This window comes from Haloarcula sp. Atlit-47R (assembly GCF_003665985.1).
Classification (GTDB): Archaea; Halobacteriota; Halobacteria; order Halobacteriales; family Haloarculaceae; genus Haloarcula; species Haloarcula taiwanensis.
Genome location: NZ_QPLQ01000001.1, coordinates 228,411 through 247,186 on the forward strand (window position 1 = coordinate 228,411; position 18,776 = coordinate 247,186).

At 57.6% G+C, this 18,776-nt stretch carries 18 protein-coding genes; 4 read left to right on the plus strand and 14 right to left on the minus strand.

The window, feature by feature from the left end:
- The first annotated feature begins 160 nt into the window (after positions 1-160).
- Genes DVK00_RS01185 through DVK00_RS01195 form a run of 3 tightly spaced genes read left to right on the plus strand, consistent with a single transcriptional unit; the run spans position 161 to position 3,526 of the window.
- The gene (locus tag DVK00_RS01185; protein WP_157829432.1) at positions 161-1,336 is read left to right on the plus strand and encodes a glycosyltransferase family 4 protein; all 1,176 of its coding nucleotides are present in this window, start codon (positions 161-163) and stop codon (positions 1,334-1,336) included.
- Positions 1,329-2,477, plus strand: coding sequence for a glycosyltransferase family 4 protein (locus DVK00_RS01190; RefSeq protein ID WP_121577116.1), 1,149 nt, complete (start codon positions 1,329-1,331; stop codon positions 2,475-2,477). The genes DVK00_RS01185 and DVK00_RS01190 overlap by 8 nt, the downstream gene beginning before the upstream one ends.
- Before the next feature lie 2 nt (positions 2,478-2,479).
- A complete protein-coding gene (locus tag DVK00_RS01195) occupies positions 2,480-3,526 on the plus strand; it encodes a glycosyltransferase family 4 protein (RefSeq protein WP_121535128.1) in 1,047 nt (348 codons plus the stop codon).
- Positions 3,527-3,778: 252 nt separating this feature from the next.
- Here DVK00_RS01195 and DVK00_RS22430 read toward each other — a convergent pair whose 3' ends face one another.
- The 6 genes from DVK00_RS22430 to DVK00_RS01225 all read right to left on the minus strand — a co-directional run bounded on the left by DVK00_RS22430 (position 3,779) and on the right by DVK00_RS01225 (position 11,335).
- Positions 3,779-4,027 (minus strand): methyltransferase domain-containing protein, encoded by a 249-nt coding sequence (locus DVK00_RS22430; protein WP_121535129.1) that lies wholly within the window; start codon positions 4,025-4,027, stop codon positions 3,779-3,781.
- Positions 4,028-4,160: 133 nt separating this feature from the next.
- Positions 4,161-5,309, minus strand: coding sequence for a glycosyltransferase family 4 protein (locus DVK00_RS01205; RefSeq protein ID WP_101350569.1), 1,149 nt, complete (start codon positions 5,307-5,309; stop codon positions 4,161-4,163).
- Positions 5,310-5,366: 57 nt separating this feature from the next.
- On the minus strand, positions 5,367-6,827 hold the full coding sequence (locus DVK00_RS01210) for a lipopolysaccharide biosynthesis protein (protein ID WP_101350570.1): 1,461 nt from the start codon (positions 6,825-6,827) through the stop codon (positions 5,367-5,369).
- 5 nt (positions 6,828-6,832) lie between these two features.
- The gene (locus tag DVK00_RS01215; RefSeq protein ID WP_101350571.1) at positions 6,833-8,386 is read right to left on the minus strand and encodes an alkaline phosphatase family protein; all 1,554 of its coding nucleotides are present in this window, start codon (positions 8,384-8,386) and stop codon (positions 6,833-6,835) included.
- 700 nt (positions 8,387-9,086) lie between these two features.
- A complete protein-coding gene (locus DVK00_RS01220; RefSeq protein ID WP_101350572.1) occupies positions 9,087-10,334 on the minus strand; it encodes a glycosyltransferase family 4 protein in 1,248 nt (415 codons plus the stop codon).
- A gap of 65 nt (positions 10,335-10,399) precedes the next feature.
- Complete coding sequence (locus DVK00_RS01225) at positions 10,400-11,335, minus strand: UDP-glucuronic acid decarboxylase family protein (RefSeq protein ID WP_101350573.1); 936 nt, start codon at positions 11,333-11,335, stop codon at positions 10,400-10,402.
- Positions 11,336-11,532: 197 nt separating this feature from the next.
- Here DVK00_RS01225 and DVK00_RS01230 point away from each other — a divergent pair, with 197 nt between their 5' ends.
- Positions 11,533-12,591 carry a glycosyltransferase gene (locus DVK00_RS01230; protein ID WP_158598753.1) on the plus strand — a complete coding sequence of 353 codons (1,059 nt, stop codon included), beginning with the start codon at positions 11,533-11,535 and terminating at the stop codon, positions 12,589-12,591.
- A gap of 843 nt (positions 12,592-13,434) precedes the next feature.
- Here DVK00_RS01230 and secY read toward each other — a convergent pair.
- The 8 genes from secY to DVK00_RS01270 are packed head-to-tail and all read right to left on the minus strand — an operon-like array spanning position 13,435 to position 18,774.
- A complete protein-coding gene (gene secY, locus DVK00_RS01235) occupies positions 13,435-14,898 on the minus strand; it encodes a preprotein translocase subunit SecY (protein WP_101350575.1) in 1,464 nt (487 codons plus the stop codon).
- A gap of 6 nt (positions 14,899-14,904) precedes the next feature.
- The gene (locus DVK00_RS01240) at positions 14,905-15,402 is read right to left on the minus strand and encodes an uL15m family ribosomal protein (RefSeq protein WP_053967663.1); all 498 of its coding nucleotides are present in this window, start codon (positions 15,400-15,402) and stop codon (positions 14,905-14,907) included.
- The gene (gene rpmD / locus DVK00_RS01245) at positions 15,402-15,866 is read right to left on the minus strand and encodes a 50S ribosomal protein L30 (protein ID WP_121577117.1); all 465 of its coding nucleotides are present in this window, start codon (positions 15,864-15,866) and stop codon (positions 15,402-15,404) included. The genes DVK00_RS01240 and rpmD overlap by 1 nt, the downstream gene beginning before the upstream one ends.
- Positions 15,866-16,504, minus strand: coding sequence for a 30S ribosomal protein S5 (locus DVK00_RS01250; RefSeq protein WP_004957374.1), 639 nt, complete (start codon positions 16,502-16,504; stop codon positions 15,866-15,868). Before DVK00_RS01250 ends, rpmD begins: the two co-directional genes overlap by 1 nt.
- Positions 16,501-17,064, minus strand: coding sequence for a 50S ribosomal protein L18 (locus DVK00_RS01255; RefSeq protein WP_101350577.1), 564 nt, complete (start codon positions 17,062-17,064; stop codon positions 16,501-16,503). The genes DVK00_RS01250 and DVK00_RS01255 overlap by 4 nt, the downstream gene beginning before the upstream one ends.
- Positions 17,064-17,513, minus strand: a complete 450-nt coding sequence (locus tag DVK00_RS01260; RefSeq protein ID WP_101350578.1) for a 50S ribosomal protein L19e — start codon at positions 17,511-17,513, stop codon at positions 17,064-17,066. Before DVK00_RS01260 ends, DVK00_RS01255 begins: the two co-directional genes overlap by 1 nt.
- Positions 17,513-18,238, minus strand: a complete 726-nt coding sequence (locus tag DVK00_RS01265; RefSeq protein ID WP_101350579.1) for a 50S ribosomal protein L32e — start codon at positions 18,236-18,238, stop codon at positions 17,513-17,515. Before DVK00_RS01265 ends, DVK00_RS01260 begins: the two co-directional genes overlap by 1 nt.
- On the minus strand, positions 18,238-18,774 hold the full coding sequence (locus DVK00_RS01270) for a 50S ribosomal protein L6 (RefSeq protein ID WP_101350580.1): 537 nt from the start codon (positions 18,772-18,774) through the stop codon (positions 18,238-18,240). Before DVK00_RS01270 ends, DVK00_RS01265 begins: the two co-directional genes overlap by 1 nt.
- Between the last annotated feature and the right edge of the window lie 2 nt (positions 18,775-18,776).

Consider the following 18,776-nt stretch of genomic DNA (forward strand, 5'->3'; position numbering starts at 1 on the left):
ATCAGTCCTCACTGGCGAGAGCGTGTTTAATTCGATAGTGCTTTTCTGGAGACTGGCCAGAGAAGGCGACAGGTTCTTGAACGGCCGTTACACGCTTTTCCGAGAGTTCCATCGCGAATAGAACGATATTTCAAGCGGGACAGACACTGTTCAGCCAACAGTGAAGGAGTCAGTCAGCGTATTGCTCGCCCCCGGTATCTTTCCACCCGATTCCGGAGGTCCAGCGACATTCGTCTCATCGCTTGGACGCGAACTCGTCAACCGGGGCCACTCTGTCCGCGTCGTCACGAACGGTCGTGCCTCGTCGGGGTTCGACGACCGGTTTCCGTTCAAAGTCGTACGCATTCCTCGTGGTGATTCCGTCGTCTTTAGATATGCCCGACAGATTCGAACCCTCGTGGCCGAACTCCGGTCGTACGAACCGGACGTGATGTTGGTAAACGCGTTCGACTTGCAGGCGATAACTGCCGGGCGCATCGTGGGCGTCCCGACCGTCAGCAAAATCGTCGGTGACGCCGCATGGGAGCGGGCCCGCCGTTCCGGCGAGACCTGCAACGACATTGAGACGTTCCAGCAGTTCACTTTTAATCCGAAACTCGAAGGTTGGAAACTTCTTCGGACAGCGCCAGTTCGATTGGCAGACCACGTCGCGGTGCCAAGCAAGTTTCTCCGCTCACTCGTGACTGGGTGGGGAGTGGCTCCCGACCGGACGAGCGTCATCTACAATGCGATAGACATAGAGAGGCCGTCGATAACCGACTCCGATCGACCACCCCGAATCGTGACCGTCGGTCGACTCGTCCCGTGGAAAGGGATAGGCGGAATCGTTGATGCTTTCGAACGAGCCGACGTACCCGACGCGGAGTTACACGTCATCGGTGACGGGCCTGAACGGGACACCCTCGAAGCGCACGCAGACAAACGGGGCGTGAGTGAGCAAGTTGTCTTTCATGGTCGCATCCCTCACGAACGTGTACTCGACATCGTCTCTCGTAGCCGCGTCTTCGCGTTAAATTCGACCTACGAGGGGCTTCCCCATGTTGTCCTCGAAGCGATGGCCTGCGGGACACCTGTCGTCGCGTCCGCGGTATGTGGCACTCCTGAGGCCATTACCGACGGCGAAGACGGGTTCCTCGTTGAACAGGACGACATTGAGGCGTTCTCTGAGCGGTTTGAGCAATTACTCTCGAACTCCTCGCTCCGGAGTCAACTCCGAACGCAAGCGTACAAGCGCCTCGAGAGCCAGTTTGAACACGAACAGATGGTCGCCGAATACGAGACCCTTCTGCGGAAGGTAGCCTCCGCGAGAGACGGCCACCGAAAAAAAAATGGCTAGGATACAGTACGTGGCAAACGCAAGGCTTCCGAGCCGGCGAGCACACGCCTATCAAATCGTCCAGATGTGCGACGCATTTACCGAGAACGGACACGAGGTTGAACTAGTCATCCCTGATCGCGTCCAGCCAGACGACGCGCCCGATTCAGTTGAGGAATACTTCGACTCACCTATTAACTTCGAAATAACACGACTGCCGTGTATCGATTTTCTCGGCAGTAGCTCACGCCAGCCGCTCCTCCGCTTCGCGTTCTACCTCCAGTCGATCACGTTCACACTCGCTGCGCTCGCGTACACGCTCAGATCCGACTGGGACTGGCTGTACTCCCGCGGACTTCTGTTCGCCGTCCTCGGTGCACCGTTGTTCGGCGATTCGCTTGCGGTCGAACTGCACCGTCGGCCTTCGAGAGACCGAGTCGCAGCACTTCTTGGACGGGCATTGGAGCACACTTGCGGTGTAGTTGTCATCAGCGAGGGGCTCCGGGACGAGTGGCGCTCGTTCACCAATGCGCCGATGCTTGTCGCACCGGATGGTGTACGCCTTGACCGGTTCACAATCAAGCGCTCAAAGTCGTCACTTCGAACCGAGCTATCGCTCCCGGAGGGCGAGTTAGTCTGCTACGCCGGCAGCCTCAAACAGTGGAAAGGCGTCGATACATTGGTCGAAGCAGCTAAAGACATACCTGAAGTGACTGTCTGTCTCGTGGGCGGTACGGCCGCTCAGCAGGACCGACTTGAAACTGCTGTGGGGACAATGCCGAGCAATGTTGAGATGGTTGGACACGTCCACCCAGACCAGGTCCCGAAGTATCTCGCGGCCAGCGATGCGCTCGTCCTCCCGAACACAGCTGAAAGAGCTATCTCACGCCGGTACACCTCGCCGCTCAAACTGTTCGAGTACATGGCAGTCGGGCGACCGATAATCGCCACCGATATCCCGTCGTTGAAGGAAGTGTTGAACGACTCCAGTGCCTACTTCGCACCGCCTGACAGCTCCAGTTCACTCGCGCGTTCAATACGTCATGTGTTGGACGACCCGGACGCAAGCAAGGTCGCACGCCACGCTCGAGAGGACGTCAAACAGTATACGTGGAAGCACCGAGCCGAGAGCATCGTTGATTTCCTACAGATAGGGGTCTGAGCATGCACGTCCTAATGATCACACAAAAGGTAGATTCGACCGACGATATCCTCGGATTCACTGTCGACTGGGTCAGCGCACTTGCCGAACACGTTGAGAAGCTTGACGTACTAACAAGCTACATCGGCCAGTACGACCTCCCCGACAACGTTACGCTTTACAGCTTCGGGAAGGAGAAGGGATACTCGAAGGCGAGGCGGGTCCTCTCGTTCGAGCGACACTGTATCGAGGCCGTACGGCGAGGTATCGATGCGGTCTTCGCCCACATGATTCCACACTACGTTATTGCGGGCTGGCCATGGTTCAGGTCGGCAGGAGTTCCAGTTACGCTCTGGTACGCCCACAGCAGCGTCGAGTGGCATCTAAAGGTTGCACACCGGCTAGCCGACCGGGTAGTGACCGCGACCGAAGGTAGCTTCAGACTTCCGTCGGACAAGCTCTCGGTGCTCGGTCACGGTATCGACACCAATACGTTCGCGCCAAACGGTTCAAGCACCGACCGACGACTGGCTCTTGGCGTCGGCCGCCTTGATCCGGTAAAGCGGTTCGAGACACTTGTCGGTGCTATCGAGGTGCTCGATACCCGCGGTATCGACGCGAAACTACAGATCGTTGGTGCACCGTCGGGTGACGAGGCGTATGTCGAAGAACTATACGAGACGGTTGAATCACAGGGGTTGACCGATTTGGTCGAATTCGTTGGAGCCGTCCCGCATGAGGAAGTCGTCCTGAAGTACCAGCGTGCGGGTGTCTTCCTCAATGATAGTGCGACGGGAAGTCTCGACAAGACGGAAGTCGAAGCGATGGCATCCGGGACACCGGTCGTCTCCTCCAACGATTCATACGTAGATATGGTCCACGACTCGGACCTTAACGCCTCTCGCCTCACGTTCCCAAGTGGTGATCCGGCGGCGCTTGCCGACCGTCTCGAATCCATCTTTGAGTTGAACGACGCCGAGTACCGTAGCCTCTGTCAGCGGAGTCGAGAAGTTGCCCGTGACCGCCACGACGTACGGGCCTTGATGTCGAATCTGGCGTCCAGACTCTGAGAACCCTGCGAAGGCGGCTGAATCACTCGCTCACCGCGACGATACAGGTGTCTGTTCAACCCCGGTTGAACAGAAACTCTGGAAGAGCGGTCAATCGAGGGCACGTCGGAGACCTAGATAGAGTGATACTTGGGCGGGTCCGTTCTTCAACACGGAATCCGTGACCATCAAACAGATGTGACAGCGAGAGCGGGGCTACAAGCTGGACATGGCCGTCCGCCTCGTGGTAGTGACCCTGGTCAGGAGAGTCCACTAGTAGGGAGTGTCGAAGGTAGCGATACAGGCCGAGCGGGTTCTTGTTAGATATGGCCGCCCGCCTGTTTCAAGAACAGTTGCGAGCTCTGGTATCGCGTCTCCAGGATTGGGCAAGCGTTCCGGTACCTCTGCAAAAACGACGCCATCGAAAATGCCATCTGCAAAGGACAGAGGAAAGAGGTCGTCTCTGATGGGCTCGCCAGCCGCCCGTTCCCCAACAGTCGGTTTTAAATCAGTTCCTACAATGTTGCATCAGGATTCGGCTATGCAACGCTTCGGCGTGCAGTATTTGTTTCACACTCGTCGACGAATCAAACGTCGAGTATGCGTTCACTCTCAGCGGTTTGTTCTATCCACTTCATACGAGGACTCTCAAAACCTAGTATCTTCGTTCTCCACATAGTCCATCCTGCAAGAACTCTACGTACTCTTCAACCAGCCGCTCGGCGTCGAATCGCTCCATCAAGTGTTCCCGTGCCCGAGTGCCCATCTGTTGGCGTACGGTCGCGTCTTCAAGTAGCTCGCAGACTCGTCGAGCGAGCGTTTCCACGTCTTCAGCGACAAAGCCAGTTTCTCCGTCAACAATGTTATCCATTGCGCCTGCAAACGGTGTCGCGACGACCGGCGTCTCGTTCATGCCAGCCTCAACGACGACTCGGGAAGTGCCCTCATAGTCAGAGGTTATTAGAAACACGTCTGCGAGGTCGTAGTACTCCGCGAGGCGCTCGGTCTCTACCCATCCAGGGAACCGGAAGCTGTCCTCTATGCCGAACTCAGTGACCTGCTGTCGAACATTCTCGGACTGTGGGCCGTCACCCACCATGACGAATAGTGGCGTCCTGTTAGCCGCTTCGTGAACGATCGCGGCAACTTCGAGCCACTTATGCAAATTCTTTTGATCGGTGAACCGGCCCGCAAAGAAGATGACTGGGCGCTCGCCAAAACCGAAGGCCGACCGAAGTTCGGTCACCGACCGCTCACTACCACCGACAACCCCATCGAAGTCCATCCGAACCGGAGCGACCGAAACCCTGGTCGAGTCTTGGACGACCGAACTGACCTTTCTACGTTCGTGTTTAGTTCCAACTCGAACCGCATCAGCATGCTTCAATACGATTCGGCCGAGCGCTTCCGCGAACGGGTTCTTCGCCGACTGCCACCGCCACTTTGGGTTAGATATGAAATCGGCGTGAACCTGCACCCGTAGCGACGCATCGAACTGTCGTGCAAGCGCGAGTCCAACGACGCCAGTTGAGAACGGATCCTGCGTTGTCACGCAATCAGGTGCCCACTCTTCGGCCGCCGTACGTCCGAGTCGGTAGGCGTCTATCAGAAAGTGATACCGTGTCGTCGAATTCGTGGGAATCACCCGTAGTGCCCCGTCCCGAATCTGCTTGTCGTGTTCTGAATCGGTTTTTGCCACAACAGTGTATCTGTCGAAATACTTGGCGTACCTCCGCTGTCGCTGGTGAGCGTCGCTCTCCGACAGCGCAATCGACTCGTCTAAACTTATTGAAAGTACGTGCATGCGTTCGATCTAACGACAGTAGTATCGGACTAGGATGCGCAAATAAATACGTGTTGGTTATATACTAACAAACTGGTGAAGGAGTTCCCACTCCTGCTCGCGGATGAATCCTGTAGCGTAGAGCGTCACAAAGTACGTGGCCGCACCGACAGCGACGGCAGCGAATGTCGTCAGTACACCAGCTATCCACGGTTCTACGAGCACTACGGCTATCACCATCATAGCGAGTGACAAACAGAGCTTCCAGACCGTCTCGAAACTCGGCCGTGGAAGTTCAAGGATGGTAGATTGATATCTGAGTGAGATTGATAACGCGATAAGGTTTTCTGCGAGATATCCGGCTGAGACGATAATAAGTGAATCGAAGACGAAAGCTCCGAGCAACACGAGCGAGAGAAGGCCGACTGCGGACAGGATCTGGGTATATGTCGCGAGATCACTTCGATCAGTGGCCACGTATACCGAACCCGTTATCGCATTGATCGATTGGATGCCAAACCCGGCGAGCAGAAGCCAAATCACGACGTCAGCGAGAACATACTCCGCACCAAAGACGTACTGAATGACCTCAGCACCGAGAAGCCAGCCGCCGACGACCGCCGGTGAAATGAGAGTTCCCATCACGCGGTAGTACTGGTATACGAGTCCGTCGAGCGACTGGCCTTCTGAGAGCGCTTTCGATATCTTCGGCAGGAGAATCTCCGAGAACGGCCTGCTCAATAGCCGAAACGACATGGCAAGGGAGAAGACAACTGACCAGCTCCCGAAGGTTCCGACCCCGAACGCGCTCACGATGAGGAATCGAGGAGTGAGCCCTTTTGTCTTCTCGACAAGTGACCTGGGAATCAGTGGCGCTGAGACTCGACGGTACTCGCCAATCAGCTTCCCAAAGTCGGGCTTCGCGCGGAGTTCATCGTGGACAATCACGAGGATGATACCGATGGCTAGCATACTCGCGCCTACGTACGCCGAGATTGCCGTTACAATCGTGAGCAGATCGACAGCGAACAACGCGACAAGTGCCCCCAAGAACGTCATCTCGTACAGGAACTTGACGCCACTGTACGTCGCAAACTCGTCCAAGGCTTTGCATACAGTAAGGCCGTATTGATACAGCGACCTCGATGCCACGAGAGACATCGTCAACCAAAGGTTAGCGGCCACGAACTCTTGGATCCGACCCGAAACCTCGTTCAATATCCCTATCTCTGTCAAAAGGACGAGTCCGACGAGCGACATCGTGGTCAAAGCAACCGTACATACGCTGACTGCCACCGTCAACGACCTCTGGCGCTGTCTCTCGAGCCGTGGTAGTTGGTCGAGAAGAAGCGGCTGGAGGTTCACTACACCCCTGACGAACATCAACAGTGACACCACCACGAACGCCGACCGATAGAGACCGTATTCAGACGGGACCAATGCCCGTGTAAGGAGTGGGACTGTGGCAAATGACGCGGCCTGTGAGAAGACTTCAGCAAACGAAACCCAGCGCAGGTCGCGGATGAAATCCGATGCCATCGAAATTATTCGAAGTATCCGAGCTCGGCCAGTTTCTCCTTCACCTCGTCCATCTCTCCGTGCTCCGACCGGTCCTCGATTAACGTCTGCTGGAAATCTTTGAATCCGGTTTGGGGAGTTGACGCTGGCCGACTACCGGGCTCGTAGAGATCGGTCCGGGCTGTCCCGTGTACGTCGGGTGGTACGACGCCCACAAGTTGGTTCAGAATCGTCGGTGCGACGTCAAGCAAATGAAGCGGTTCGACCTCTGTGTTGTGCTTCACGTTCGGTCCCGAAAGGACGAACACTCCGTCTTCGCCGTGGTTCAGATTTGCCGTGTCGAACGTCTCGAAGTAGTCCTCAGGGTCCTCTTTTCCTGGTGAGACGACTGATTTTGGGCGCAGGATTCCGTCTTGTGCGCGTATCGTTACGATGGCGTCTGGCGCATCAGGATGCAACTGATCGCCTTCGTATGCCGTTTCGGGCCAGTCTACGACTACCTCGAAGCCCTGTTCAGCCGCCATCCGAGAGAGGTAGTCTACAACTGCTTTGACCTCGTCGTCTCCGTCTGTACCGTATAACTGACCCCAATCTCCGCTGTTGACGACAACGGTGTTCTCGCAGTCGATATCCTCGAAATCCAATCCGTGTTCGAGTCCTGCCTGCTGGCGAATCTTATCGTCACTTAACAACAACTTCTGGATGGGACGTGTGAGTCCGAGAGCGTTCAGCGTGGTTTTGGCCAACTCGATAGCGCGCTGGCTGATATCCGTCTGTGTGACCCGTTCGGCTGCCGTGGTCTCTCTCTGAAGCAGCCCTTGGTCAATGAGAAACTGTGTCATGTAGAACTTCCCATGCACTTTCGAAATGCCGTGATCCGAGACCATCATGACGGCACAGTCGTCTGCACAGTGTTCAAGTATGGACGCGACAATCTCGTCTATCGCTTCGTAGACTCGATACACGTCGTCAAGTGTATCTTCGTCTGCGATGTGAATGATGGTGTCAGCGTCAAGATGCGTGAAATACACATCGAAATCAAAGCGATTTAAAACACGTTCGTCAAACTCGGCCTTGTCCCAGAGGTCGGTGAGTACCTGCTCGACCTCGAACTCTGTGTTCTCCCGGATGTAGTCATCAACCTCGATGTCAGTGTCCTCAAAGAACTCCGCAGGAGCCAAGCGTTGCTCGTCCGCTGGTAGATACCACGGCCATGAGAGGACGAACCCGTCGACGGGCTTGTCCAGCGGCGCGATCGGGTAGCCACTGATACCCGCAGTATACCCTTCCTCACTGAGGTAACTCCAGAATGGATCAACTGCCGACGGCGAAGGACGGTACTCACCGCAATCCTCTCGCGAGAAGTTCCGGAAGTCAAACATTCCGATACTGTTGGGGTCGCGCCCACAGGCCATCGCAGGCCACGCTGCGCCGGTTATCGGAGGCGTGGTGCTCTCGAGAGGGGCCGAAACACCCTCCTGCATTAGTCGTTCGAGCGTCGGAAGTGAGACCGAGTCCGAACTGAGAACACTAAAATCCGCGGCATCTACTCCGAGAATAAGCAATTCACTGACTGCCATTACCGCTAGCACTGGTTGCCGGCGAAAATACGTTCCGGAACCGAACCCATTTCCAAAACCTATATTTTGCACTTCATCTCCACTCTGCTAATGCAAGTCTACGTCCTCTCGGACTACTTTTCCCCTCACTCGACCGGCGGTGCTGGAAAATAGCCGTCCAGTCATGATATTTAACGGCAACGCTATCAGCCACGATGACTGTCGCCACACCAGACACTATCCAACTGGGAAGTCCCACGGCGACTTGAAGATACAAATGAGTCCGTACTGCCGACATTCGGACGTTTAGTACCGTAATTAGTTTTCCGATACTGGACTGTGTGTGCGTGCGTTGTTTGCGTGTGAAAATTGAACGAGAGTTTGAAATGTGACGCTCAGATGCTAATCCAATGACGAAAGTGATTTTCAAGACCGAATGCTGTCGGTGATAACTATGCCATCTCATAGGATGTTCAGATTCTCGACACAGACCGTGATCAGCTCTACCGGGGCAGTGATACGTAAGCCTGAATAGTACCAATCGAGATTAAAGACGTCGTTTGGACTGGAGACGGCGTGATATTCAATCAAGCAGTTATCGTCAGAGTGGAACGGTAATCGCCAGCGAAGGCGCGGTCACCGACGATGCTCACTAACAACCCTTTTTGTTGGCAGTCCGGCGGAAGTCATTGATCAGGACGCACTATGGGACTGATGTGGTTTATGCCATAAGATGTGACAGATACTTGCTAGCGGTGTCTTCAATAGTGAACGACTTAGTGACATTCTGTTGGGCATTATGGCCCAACTCTTGACATTTGTCGGCATGTTGAATGAGGGCGTCAATCCGGTCAGCGAACTCACGGGTTGAAAACGGGTTGACAACAAACCCGGTGCGGTCGTCTTCCACAACCTCCGGTGGTCCTCCGTAACAGGTGGTGATCGGCGGTGTTCCTGCGGCCATCGCCTCCAGGTTCTGGAGGTTAAATGGCTCAAGATAGACACTCGGCGTCGCCACGGTTGCCGCAGCGGACATCGCACTAGGCATCAGGTCTTCGTCCACCCAGCCAGTTTCTCGTATCGATATTTGCGGGTGCATGCTACGTAACTTTTCAGCGTACTTTTTATTTTCGCCAGTAAGGACCAGTAGGGGCTGGGTTTCCGAGCATGCGATAGCACGGGCTAATTGAGTACCCCCTTTGAGGTCTGAGGCACGGCCGCCGAAAAGGATAAACGGTTGTTCATTCAGGCCATATTTATCTCGGAACTGGTTACCATCAGCTTCAAGATATCGTTGTGGGTCAATACCGTTATGGATAATATAATCAACTGGCCGGCCGTTTGCGCGGAGCGCGCGGCCGAGCTCGTGACTAACTGCGATACCATGATTGATATAGGTCGATAAATACCACTTGTTTACTCGGTTTCGAACGGGATTGTACTGGAACTTCGCTCTACGTATCTGGTGTAGCTCTGAGGGGCAGTATGCATAACTAGGTGGTCGGCCGTCGTTATTGGGGTCACCGTCTACAAAGTGGTTAACCTTCCCGTATGCGAAGCTCATTCCGTCGTGATAGGTGAGGACGACACTGTCTGTATGGGTGCTGGCGGCTCGGAGGGCATCATACGAAAGGAACTCATGAACGTTGTGAGCGTGCACAGCATCAACGGCATGATGAGCGAACCACTGCTGGATTGAGGGGCTTGTCCACGGGTTGTAGAGGGCATGGTACGAGCGAAACTGGCGGTAGGGGGGACGGGGGAAGCAGTAGACGGTAATGTCGTTGTGGCTGTCAATGTTGGGGGACATGGCAGTAAATGCGGTTGGCCGTTCTGTTTCAGAGCTAGTTGTTAGGACGCTAATGATGTGGCCGCGCTTATCATATTGTTCTGCGAGTCGTGCGGCCATCGTCCCTGCCCCAGCAGCGCCATGTCCCGGGTACCGATCAGAAAGAATTGCAATATGCATAATAGATAGCTTCGGGAGGACGACTAAGACATTACGTTCTGCCGAGACCACATACGGTTCAGAAGTTAATTGTGTCCAAAGTACGAGATGGTCTGGCGAAGACCTTCGTTCAGTGATACGTTTGGTTCCCAGTTGAGCAGTTTCTGTGCCTTTGAGATATCGGGGCGTCGCCGTTCAGGGTCGTCCTCAGGCAGCGGTTCGAATATGAGGTCACTATCCGTGTCGCAGTGTTCGAGAATGCGGTCGGCCAGCGTCCGAATTGTAATCTCGTTTTCTCTGCCAATGTTGACCACTTCGCCGTCGAGACCTGGCTGGTCCATCAAAGCTCTGAGACCGGCCACCATATCACTGACGTAACAGAAGCTCCGAGTCTGTGTGCCGTCGCCGTAGATGGTGAGGTCCTCCCCGTCAAGCGCCTGTGTAACGAATGTGGGGACAACCCGACCGTCGTCAGCCCGCATTCTGGGACCGTATGTATTGAAGATTCGTGCGGTCCGAACGTCGATGTCATAACGCTTCTCGTAGGCGACGGTCAGTGTTTCGCCGAAACGCTTCGACTCGTCATAACAGCCACGTGGACCTCTTATATTGACGTTTCCGGTGTAGCTTTCGGGCTGGGGATGGACCTCCGGGTCGCCGTAGACCTCACTCGTGCTTGCATACACCATCCGTGCGTCGTGCTTGACCGCGTAGTCAAGTAGATTGCGGGTTCCCTCAGTGTTGGTCAGCGCGATTTGTACCGGGAACTCAGTGAAGTCTGTCGGCGAGGCGCGCGACGCAAGGTGGTACACGCGGTCAGCAGCGGGCAGTCCTAGCGGTTCGCGGATATCAGCCTCAATGAGCATGAACCGCGGGTGGTCCTCAAGGTGTGCGAGGTTCTCACGGCGTCCACTACCAAAGTTATCAATGCAGATAACCTCGTGTCCGTCTTCGACTAATGCCGTACAGAGGTGACTTCCGAGAAAACCGCCACCACCCGCTACCAGCGTTGTCAGATTCATTTAATGAACCGTGGACGGCGACAAATAGTCAATCTTTTCGTTGAATCGTCCCCGGATGCGTCCGCCGGGAAGGCTGACGCTCTTATGATGCCGATAATAAACCGAGATCTCCGGCAAAGGCGGGCGATTTAATGATATGCCTGCTACAGGGAATGCCAACAAGTATTTGCATATCTCGTTATTTCGTTCTATATGTTATGCATCGTCTCCTTATTCTGACGCCAACATTATCCCCCGACACTGGCTGGGGACAGTACTCCGAGGCGGTCGTCTCAAGACTCCGTGACTACTATGAAGTTGACGTCCGAACCGACCTCCCTAGCCCATTGGCGCTGCAGTCATCGCCTGTTTCTGTTCTCCGGGCGGCCAGCAGCGTTCGGCGTGCGACTGACGACGTAGACGCCATTTTCTCACTGGTCGCGTACCCCTACTCACTGGTAGCCTACCTCGCCACTCGTCGTACTGACGTGCCGTACTTCGTCTCGTGTCACGGGACGTACGCGGTCGAGCCGCTCCACTCGAAGCACAGATTACCGGCGCGCTTAGCGCTGTCTAAGGCAGCCGCAGCGTTCTGCGTTTCGACGTTTACCGCCGACTGCATTCGGTCAGTTACAAAATCTCAGAACCTCGTCACGGTCCCTAACGGCGTGCCTCCGGTGAACGATCCTCCAACGCCGTTTTCGCTCGACCACCGTGTCTTACTGACTGTCGGGGCGTTCAAGCCTCGAAAAGGTCAGCACCTCTCTGCCGAAGCGTTTGTCCGTATTGCTGACGACGAACCAGACGTTGACTATCATTTGGTCGGCAGTGGATCAGACACCGAGTACGCAGACGGCGTTCGAAACATCGTGCGTGAGAACGGACTGAGTGACCGTATTCATTTTGAGGGGAAGGTTCCAGACGAAGAACTTGAGCGATGGTACGCGACCGCTGAAGCCTTCATCCTCACGCCCCGGTATGTCAACCACCATTTCGAGGGCTTTGGACTCGTGTATCTTGAAGCAAACCGTCACGGAGTCCCAGTCGTCGGGACATTCGGTACTGGCGCTGAAGACGCGATTGCAGATGGCACGTCAGGCAGATGCACCCGTCCCAACCCAGACGCCGTCGCAGCAGCTCTCCGTGAACTTCTTGATGACGACCGACAGTACTCAGACGGAGCACAGTGCTGGGCCGCTTCACATACATGGACTCGTACCGTTGAAAGGATGGTGACAGTTATCGACCGCCGGCTTACCGATGAATATAAACCGTGAGTGGCTGCTGACGAGGTGTTTTCAAACGGAATTTATGCAACTTGACTGTCTTGAGAAAAGATTACTACCGTTCATTTTTGTCATCAGTGGCTTAGGATAGGGGTACATTCGTCTTAGGCATTCACCGACTGCACCACATCGATATGCGGCTGGAATCTGAATTACGCTGGCAATGGTGCCCGATTCTATGAGTGGATCAATGTGCTCACTGCCTGCCGGACGTGCACCGGAACAAGCGCGTAGTGTCTGGCCCAACCGTGGACATCTTAACAGCAACAACTGCACCCACTCTTTACTAGGGGATAATTATTGCCATCATCGCGGCACATATCCGTGTCGTTCTCTCCACTGAAGTCGTACCTGTTGACAGTGTTGTTCCGTTGCTTTCCTGCGTTCTGATCGTTTGCTTGCAGCGTGTCAGGTGAAAGGGCAACGCGGTACGTTCAGCCTATAGGAGTCAATCACATGTGCGGCTTAGAAACAGTCGTGCCGGTGAAAGAACGACAGGGGAACTGAGAGTTCATGGTCATGTTTCCCCATATCACGCCTCAGAACACCGTTGCTCAGCGTCTTCGTCAGCGGCACCCTTTTCAGTGCTTGCAAGGCGTAATGATACAATCGTGTCTTGTCGTCGTCTCTGGGTGTCCCGCTTCACGGTGTATCCCGCAAGGAAAGGTCATCCGCAGCACTTTGACCGAGGCGAGAGCGGACGGGTATCTGTGTCTATTCGCCCCACACTGAATGACCGATCGGTAGCTCCCGATTCTTGAGGAAACTGCTATGCCATTCGGACGATACCGAAAAAGAGGTAGCTAAGCGGCGCTTTGCGGATTCTCTGTCATCTCATCCGAACATCTGGCGCATCATCGGATGCATCTCCATGAGCTGCTCTTCGGCGATCTCCTCGTACAGCTTGTACGTAATGGAGACCGTCAGCAGCAGTCCGGTACCGGAGACGCCGCCGATGGTACCCAGCATGTTGGCCATCACTGCGAGCAGTCCGACTAGGGCCCCACCGATGACGGTCACTTGCGGGATGTACCGCTCAAGGACCTTCTCGATGACGCCGACGTTCTGACGGAAGCCGGGGATCTGCATCCCGGAGTTGTGGATCTGCTTGGCCGTCGCCTCCGGGCCCATGTCGGTGGTCTCGACCCAGAACACGGCGAAGATGGCGCCGCCGACCAGCATGACGAACAGGTCGATACCGACGCGGGTCAGGATCTGCCAGACCGGTTGGGCCGTCCCTTCGAGCCACCACATCCAGTCGCCACGGCTCTGGATGGGGGCAAGGAAGTAGAACAGGCCGCCGGTGGGCTGGCCGTTAGCGTACGTGCCGAGGAACGCTGGCATCGAACCCAGCTGGGCGTTCAGGATCCGGCCCAGGAACTGGATGTTCGCCTGCAGTGCCCGGACGAGGATCATCGGCAGGACGCTCGCGTAGATAAGCTTGACCGGGAACCGGCCACGGGCCCCTTTCACGCGGGCGTTCGACAGCGGAATCTCCACGCGGACCGATTCGGCGTAGACGACCACGGCGAAGATGAGGACCGTCGTGAACAGCCCCAGCAGTTCGCCCTGAAGCAGCACGGTCTGGAGGCCATCAGCAGCTAGCACTGGTCCGGTGCCGCGCTCGCCGGTGATGAACAGGTACCAGGTGTAGATGATCCCCTCGCTGTTCCCGAGGAACGGGGCCGTCAGGAGGCCACCGACAAGCCGTTGGCTCACGCCGGCGACAATGAACAGCCCGATACCGGAGCCGACGCCCCATTTGGAGATGACCTCGTCCATAAACAGGATGAGGACACCGCCGACGAACATCTGGGCGAAGATGAGCCACTGGACACCGGCCGTGCCGATACCCAGTGAGTTCGCGACCGCTGTGTCAGCCGGGAGGAAGCCGCCGGCAAACACCATCGGGAGCCCGGTGAGACAGATCATCACAAGCACCAGCAGCTTCTGGAGCCCCTGATAGAGGATCTGATCTCGCGGATCGTCTTGGGTGTTCAGCCCGAGCAGGTCCGCCCCACCGAGGAGCTGTAACACGATGGACGCCGTGACAATCGGACCGATACCCAGCTGCATGATGCTCCCCTGGCCGGAGGCCAGAATCGAGGAGAAGCGCCCGAACACCTGTTGGCTGGCGTCGATGTCCAGCCCGAACAGCTTCACGTTCGTCAGGAAGAAATACAGCAGGAGCACGCCACCTGTCCAAGTGAGCTTGCGCTTGAACGGGACGTGTCCGTCCGGTCGCTGGACTGCAGGCATCCGGACAAGCAGTGGTTCGGCGGTGTCCTTCCAGCTCATCGTTCGTTATTCCTCGTCCGCGTCCGCGTCGTCGGTTTCTTCGGCCTCGGCCTGGCGCTGCTCGCCGAGGTCGGTCAGTTCGACGCTTCCGCCTGCGGCTTCGACTTTCTCGCGAGCGCCTTCGGAGAAGTCGTCGGCGATGAGCGTGAGTTCGTGGCGAACCTGGCCGGCACCGAGGACCTTCACGTAATCGGCGTCGTCTGCCTCTTCGACCACATCACGGACATCGACGCGGAAGCCACCGTCTTCGACTTCGGCGACGTCATCGGCAGCCAGCAGCGTGACGTTCTCGTCGATCTCGCGAACGTCGATCGTCGCGGCCTCTTCCTGCACCTTCTGCGGGCGCTTGAAGCCGCTCTTGCCGAGCGGTTCGTGGTTGTGGAACTCGTGTTTGTCACGGCCTGCGGCACCGCGACCGCCGCGGTGGCCGGCACCACGTCGGTTCTTGTGCGAGCCACCGCCGTGCGTGCGCGAGCCGCGCTGTCGTTTCTTTTTACTCGTCATTATCGCATCGCCTCCAGGAGGTCGTCGATTCCCTCGGTGTCGTGTTTCCCGAGCTGCCCGCCCTCCTTGACGGGGTGTTTGACGCCGTCATGACCGCCGCGAGGCGGGTGCAGACGGAGCGTCGGTGACAGTCCCTGCTCGCGCAGCGTCGTCTCCTCGGAGAGGAGCGCGAACGCGAGCCCGGAGATGTCGTCGTAGTTCGTGTTCTCGGCGACCCACTCGTCGTCCACGTCGGCGTCGCCCTCAAGCGGCTCGGCGCGCGTGGCCAGAATCGTCTCCAAGGTGTCCTGGCTCGGCTCACCGAAGGCGACGAAGTCGTTGACCTTCGTCACCATGCCGCGGTAGGCGTCCGTCTCGGGGACGAGCGTGCAGTGGTTCACGTGGTGGATGTTGAGCATCTCCAGAGTGTCCTGGATGTCGCTGTGCATGTTGACTTCGCCACGGAGCTGGACGAGCGCGTGCATCACTCGATCACCTCTCGCTTCTCGAAGGTTCGTTCGGGGACGCGCGCCTCGGCCGTGTTCTGCAGGGCGTTGAACGTCGCCTTTGCGAAGTTGACCGTGGTGCGCGTGTTCCCGCTACTGCGTGTCCAGATGTCCTCAATGCCGGCGAGTTCGAGCACCTTGCGGACGGTCTCTCCGCCCGCGAGGCCCAGCCCGCGCGGGGCCGGCTGCAGCTCGACTTCGACGCTTCCGGCCTTGCCCTCGGTGCGCAGCGCGACCGTGTGGGGACGGCCACAGCCACACTCCCAGGACCCGCAGCCGCGGGAGACATCGATGATGTTCAGCTTCGCGATGTCGATTGCTTTCTGGATGGCACCGCCGACCTGGTCGTCACGGCCTTCGGCGTAGCCGATGAGACCGTCGCGGTTGCCAACGGCGACCACGCAGCGGAACTTCACGCGGCGGCCGGAGTCTGTCATCCGCTGAACCATGTTGATGTCCAGCACTTCGTCTTCCAGATCGGGAACGAGCTGGTCGACGACTTCCGATTCTTTCAGCGGGAGCCCGGAGTTCAGCGCCTCCTGCATGGAGTCGATTTCGCCCTCGACGACCTGCTTGCCGAGGCGTGTCCGTGGCTCCCATCCGTTGTTAGCACTCATAGTTCGATGTCACCTTCCAGTAGGGTCTCGCGGAGCTCGTCGAAGTGCTCCGGGAGATCGGCAGCGTCGAAGTCGCCGCTGTACAGCGGCTCGTCGAGCTGCTCGTCGTACTCGGCGATGTGGGCACCGCGCGTGCGCTGCCAGTCGGCGAGTACGTCGTCGTTGTGTGGGATGTCCAGGCCGGCGTCGATTGCGCCTTCCTGTATTGCGAATACTTTGCTTCCGGGGGTCGGGCTGTTGAGTCCGATGTCGAGCACTGCCTCCTCGATGCCCGCTTCCTGCGCGCGAAGCCCGGCGAGCAGACCGGTGAGGTAGGCCGAGGGCATATTGCCCGTCGGGGCCTCCCAGCCGTACTCGGCGAGGTCGCTCGAGTGAGCGGACGCGAGAGTGTCGTCGCCGTTGGGGCCAAGCGTCACCAGCTGCGCCCTGACGTGTTTATTGCTCTTTCGAGCAACGAGACGTGGCTTACCGGATTTCAACAGGCGCAACCGCTGATGGTAATCGGTTCTGGCCTCGCGGCGTCGCCGCATCGGTACTTTATATCGTGGTCCTGTCGCCATTATGCGTCACCGTGATTTGCGTCGATGTAACGTTCGAGATCGGCAACGCTGTCGAACTCGCCACCGCCGGCCTTGTCGTACAGGTCGCGGTACTGCGAACTCGAAAGCGTTCCCTCGTCACGCAGTTCGCGCAGCTTCGTCCGCTGTGCGCGGATGCGTGACTCCCAGTCCTCCTTGGAGTTCTGCCGTGCGCCTGCCTTGCCCTTCCGGGTACCGGCACCCTTCTGGTGGCCGTACGCACGCTTCTTCTGGCGCTCCCGGGCGCGTCCACGGGAGTTGCCTTTCTTGTCGTTCGCCTGAATGGCGCCCTCATCGACTAGTTCGCGAACGTCCTCGCGGGTAATCGCGTCAGCGATGTCGCCCTGTCGCTCGGGGTCGAACCAGACGCGGTTCTTCCCGACGTCAAGGATGTCGGCCGCGAGTCGCTTCTGTGCAGAGAGATCAGTCATCACTCACTCACCTCGACTTCGACGTAGGTGGGGTTGAGCACGCGGATGCCCGCGTCCTCGGCTTCCTCTTCGATTCGCTCGCGCTTGCGAGCGCCGACCTTCGAGGCGATCCGAACGGCCTCGGTGTCGCCGTCAACGCCTTCGAGGTCGTCCACGTTGTGCACGCGGACCTCCTCGAAGCCGGACGGGTGCTTGCCACGAACCGCGGTCGGCGAGCGGAAGCCCGCCTCAACCGTGTCGCCCTTGCCCTTGATACCGCGGCGCTGCTTCGAGAGCTGGCCGCGGGGCTTGCGCCACGAGGTCGAGACGCGCTTTTTCTTGTGGTGGTCCTGGCGGTTGAACTGCGGCTTGCCGACCCGGTGCCGCTGGGTCAGCAGCCGCGCTTCATCGTCGGAGAGGTCCGGCGTCTTGTCGGTGAGCCCGCGAGCCTGGAGTTCTGTCTCCACATCCTCGTCGGGGGCTTCTTCGCCGCCTTCCTCTTCGACTTCGGCTTCGGTCTCGGAGTCGACTTCGAGTCCGCCGACATCGGCCTTGATTCGGGCCGCCAGCGCGTTCCCGATGCCACTGACATCGGCGAGCGCGGACTGGTCGGCACCGCGGACGTCTTCGACCGACTCGAACCCGGCCTCGCGGAGCGATTCCGCCTTGGACGGGCCGACGCCGCTGATGTCGGTCAGTTCGGTGTACTCTGCCTCTGCTTCGACATCTTCTTCGTTGTCCGCCATCAGGCGTCACCTCGGTTCGGTTTCTGGGTGATGTACACCCCGTCCTGGAACACACGCACGTCCTTGTCGTTGATGCGCGTGAGCTGTTCGATGTCCGCAGCGGTCTGACCGACGGCTTCGATGTCGGGACCACTGATGGTCAGCTCCTCGCCGTCGATTTCGACGTCCGTGTCGCCGTGGATCGTCGTGCGACGGGGGGCCTTCTCGCCCAGGAAGTTCTCGATGACGACTTCGTCACCCTCGACGTCGACCTGCATCGGGAAGTGAGAGTAAAAGACTTCCATCTCGTACTCCCAGCCCTCGGTCACGCCGTGGAACATGTTCTCGATGTGGCTCTGGAAGGTACCGATCGTCGACATCGTCTTGGCGTTGTCCTCGTCGGACTCGATGACGACCGTGTCGCCGTCGACGGACACGTCGATATCAGGGTACCAGAGCCGACGCGTGACGCTGCCGTTGTCCCCCTCGACGGTGATGTCAAGGTGGTCCTGCTCGGCGTCCACGTCCTCCGGAATCTCCAGTTCTACTCGTGGCATTG

Bases quoted from the DNA above. Each gene is read 5' to 3' on its own strand.
- DVK00_RS01190 (WP_121577116.1), top strand. From the start codon at position 1,329: ATGGCTAGGATACAGTACGTGGCAAACGCAAGGCTTCCGAGCCGGCGA.
- DVK00_RS01195 (WP_121535128.1), top strand. From the start codon at position 2,480: ATGCACGTCCTAATGATCACACAAAAGGTAGATTCGACCGACGATATC.
- DVK00_RS01205 (WP_101350569.1), bottom strand. From the start codon at position 5,309: ATGCACGTACTTTCAATAAGTTTAGACGAGTCGATTGCGCTGTCGGAG.
- DVK00_RS01210 (WP_101350570.1), bottom strand. From the start codon at position 6,827: ATGGCATCGGATTTCATCCGCGACCTGCGCTGGGTTTCGTTTGCTGAA.
- DVK00_RS01215 (WP_101350571.1), bottom strand. From the start codon at position 8,386: ATGGCAGTCAGTGAATTGCTTATTCTCGGAGTAGATGCCGCGGATTTT.
- DVK00_RS01220 (WP_101350572.1), bottom strand. From the start codon at position 10,334: ATGCATATTGCAATTCTTTCTGATCGGTACCCGGGACATGGCGCTGCT.
- DVK00_RS01225 (WP_101350573.1), bottom strand. From the start codon at position 11,335: ATGAATCTGACAACGCTGGTAGCGGGTGGTGGCGGTTTTCTCGGAAGT.
- DVK00_RS01230 (WP_158598753.1), top strand. From the start codon at position 11,533: ATGCATCGTCTCCTTATTCTGACGCCAACATTATCCCCCGACACTGGC.
- secY (WP_101350575.1), bottom strand. From the start codon at position 14,898: ATGAGCTGGAAGGACACCGCCGAACCACTGCTTGTCCGGATGCCTGCA.
- DVK00_RS01240 (WP_053967663.1), bottom strand. From the start codon at position 15,402: ATGACGAGTAAAAAGAAACGACAGCGCGGCTCGCGCACGCACGGCGGT.
- rpmD (WP_121577117.1), bottom strand. From the start codon at position 15,866: ATGCACGCGCTCGTCCAGCTCCGTGGCGAAGTCAACATGCACAGCGAC.
- DVK00_RS01250 (WP_004957374.1), bottom strand. From the start codon at position 16,504: ATGAGTGCTAACAACGGATGGGAGCCACGGACACGCCTCGGCAAGCAG.
- DVK00_RS01255 (WP_101350577.1), bottom strand. From the start codon at position 17,064: ATGGCGACAGGACCACGATATAAAGTACCGATGCGGCGACGCCGCGAG.
- DVK00_RS01260 (WP_101350578.1), bottom strand. From the start codon at position 17,513: ATGACTGATCTCTCTGCACAGAAGCGACTCGCGGCCGACATCCTTGAC.
- DVK00_RS01265 (WP_101350579.1), bottom strand. From the start codon at position 18,238: ATGGCGGACAACGAAGAAGATGTCGAAGCAGAGGCAGAGTACACCGAA.
- DVK00_RS01270 (WP_101350580.1), bottom strand. From the start codon at position 18,774: ATGCCACGAGTAGAACTGGAGATTCCGGAGGACGTGGACGCCGAGCAG.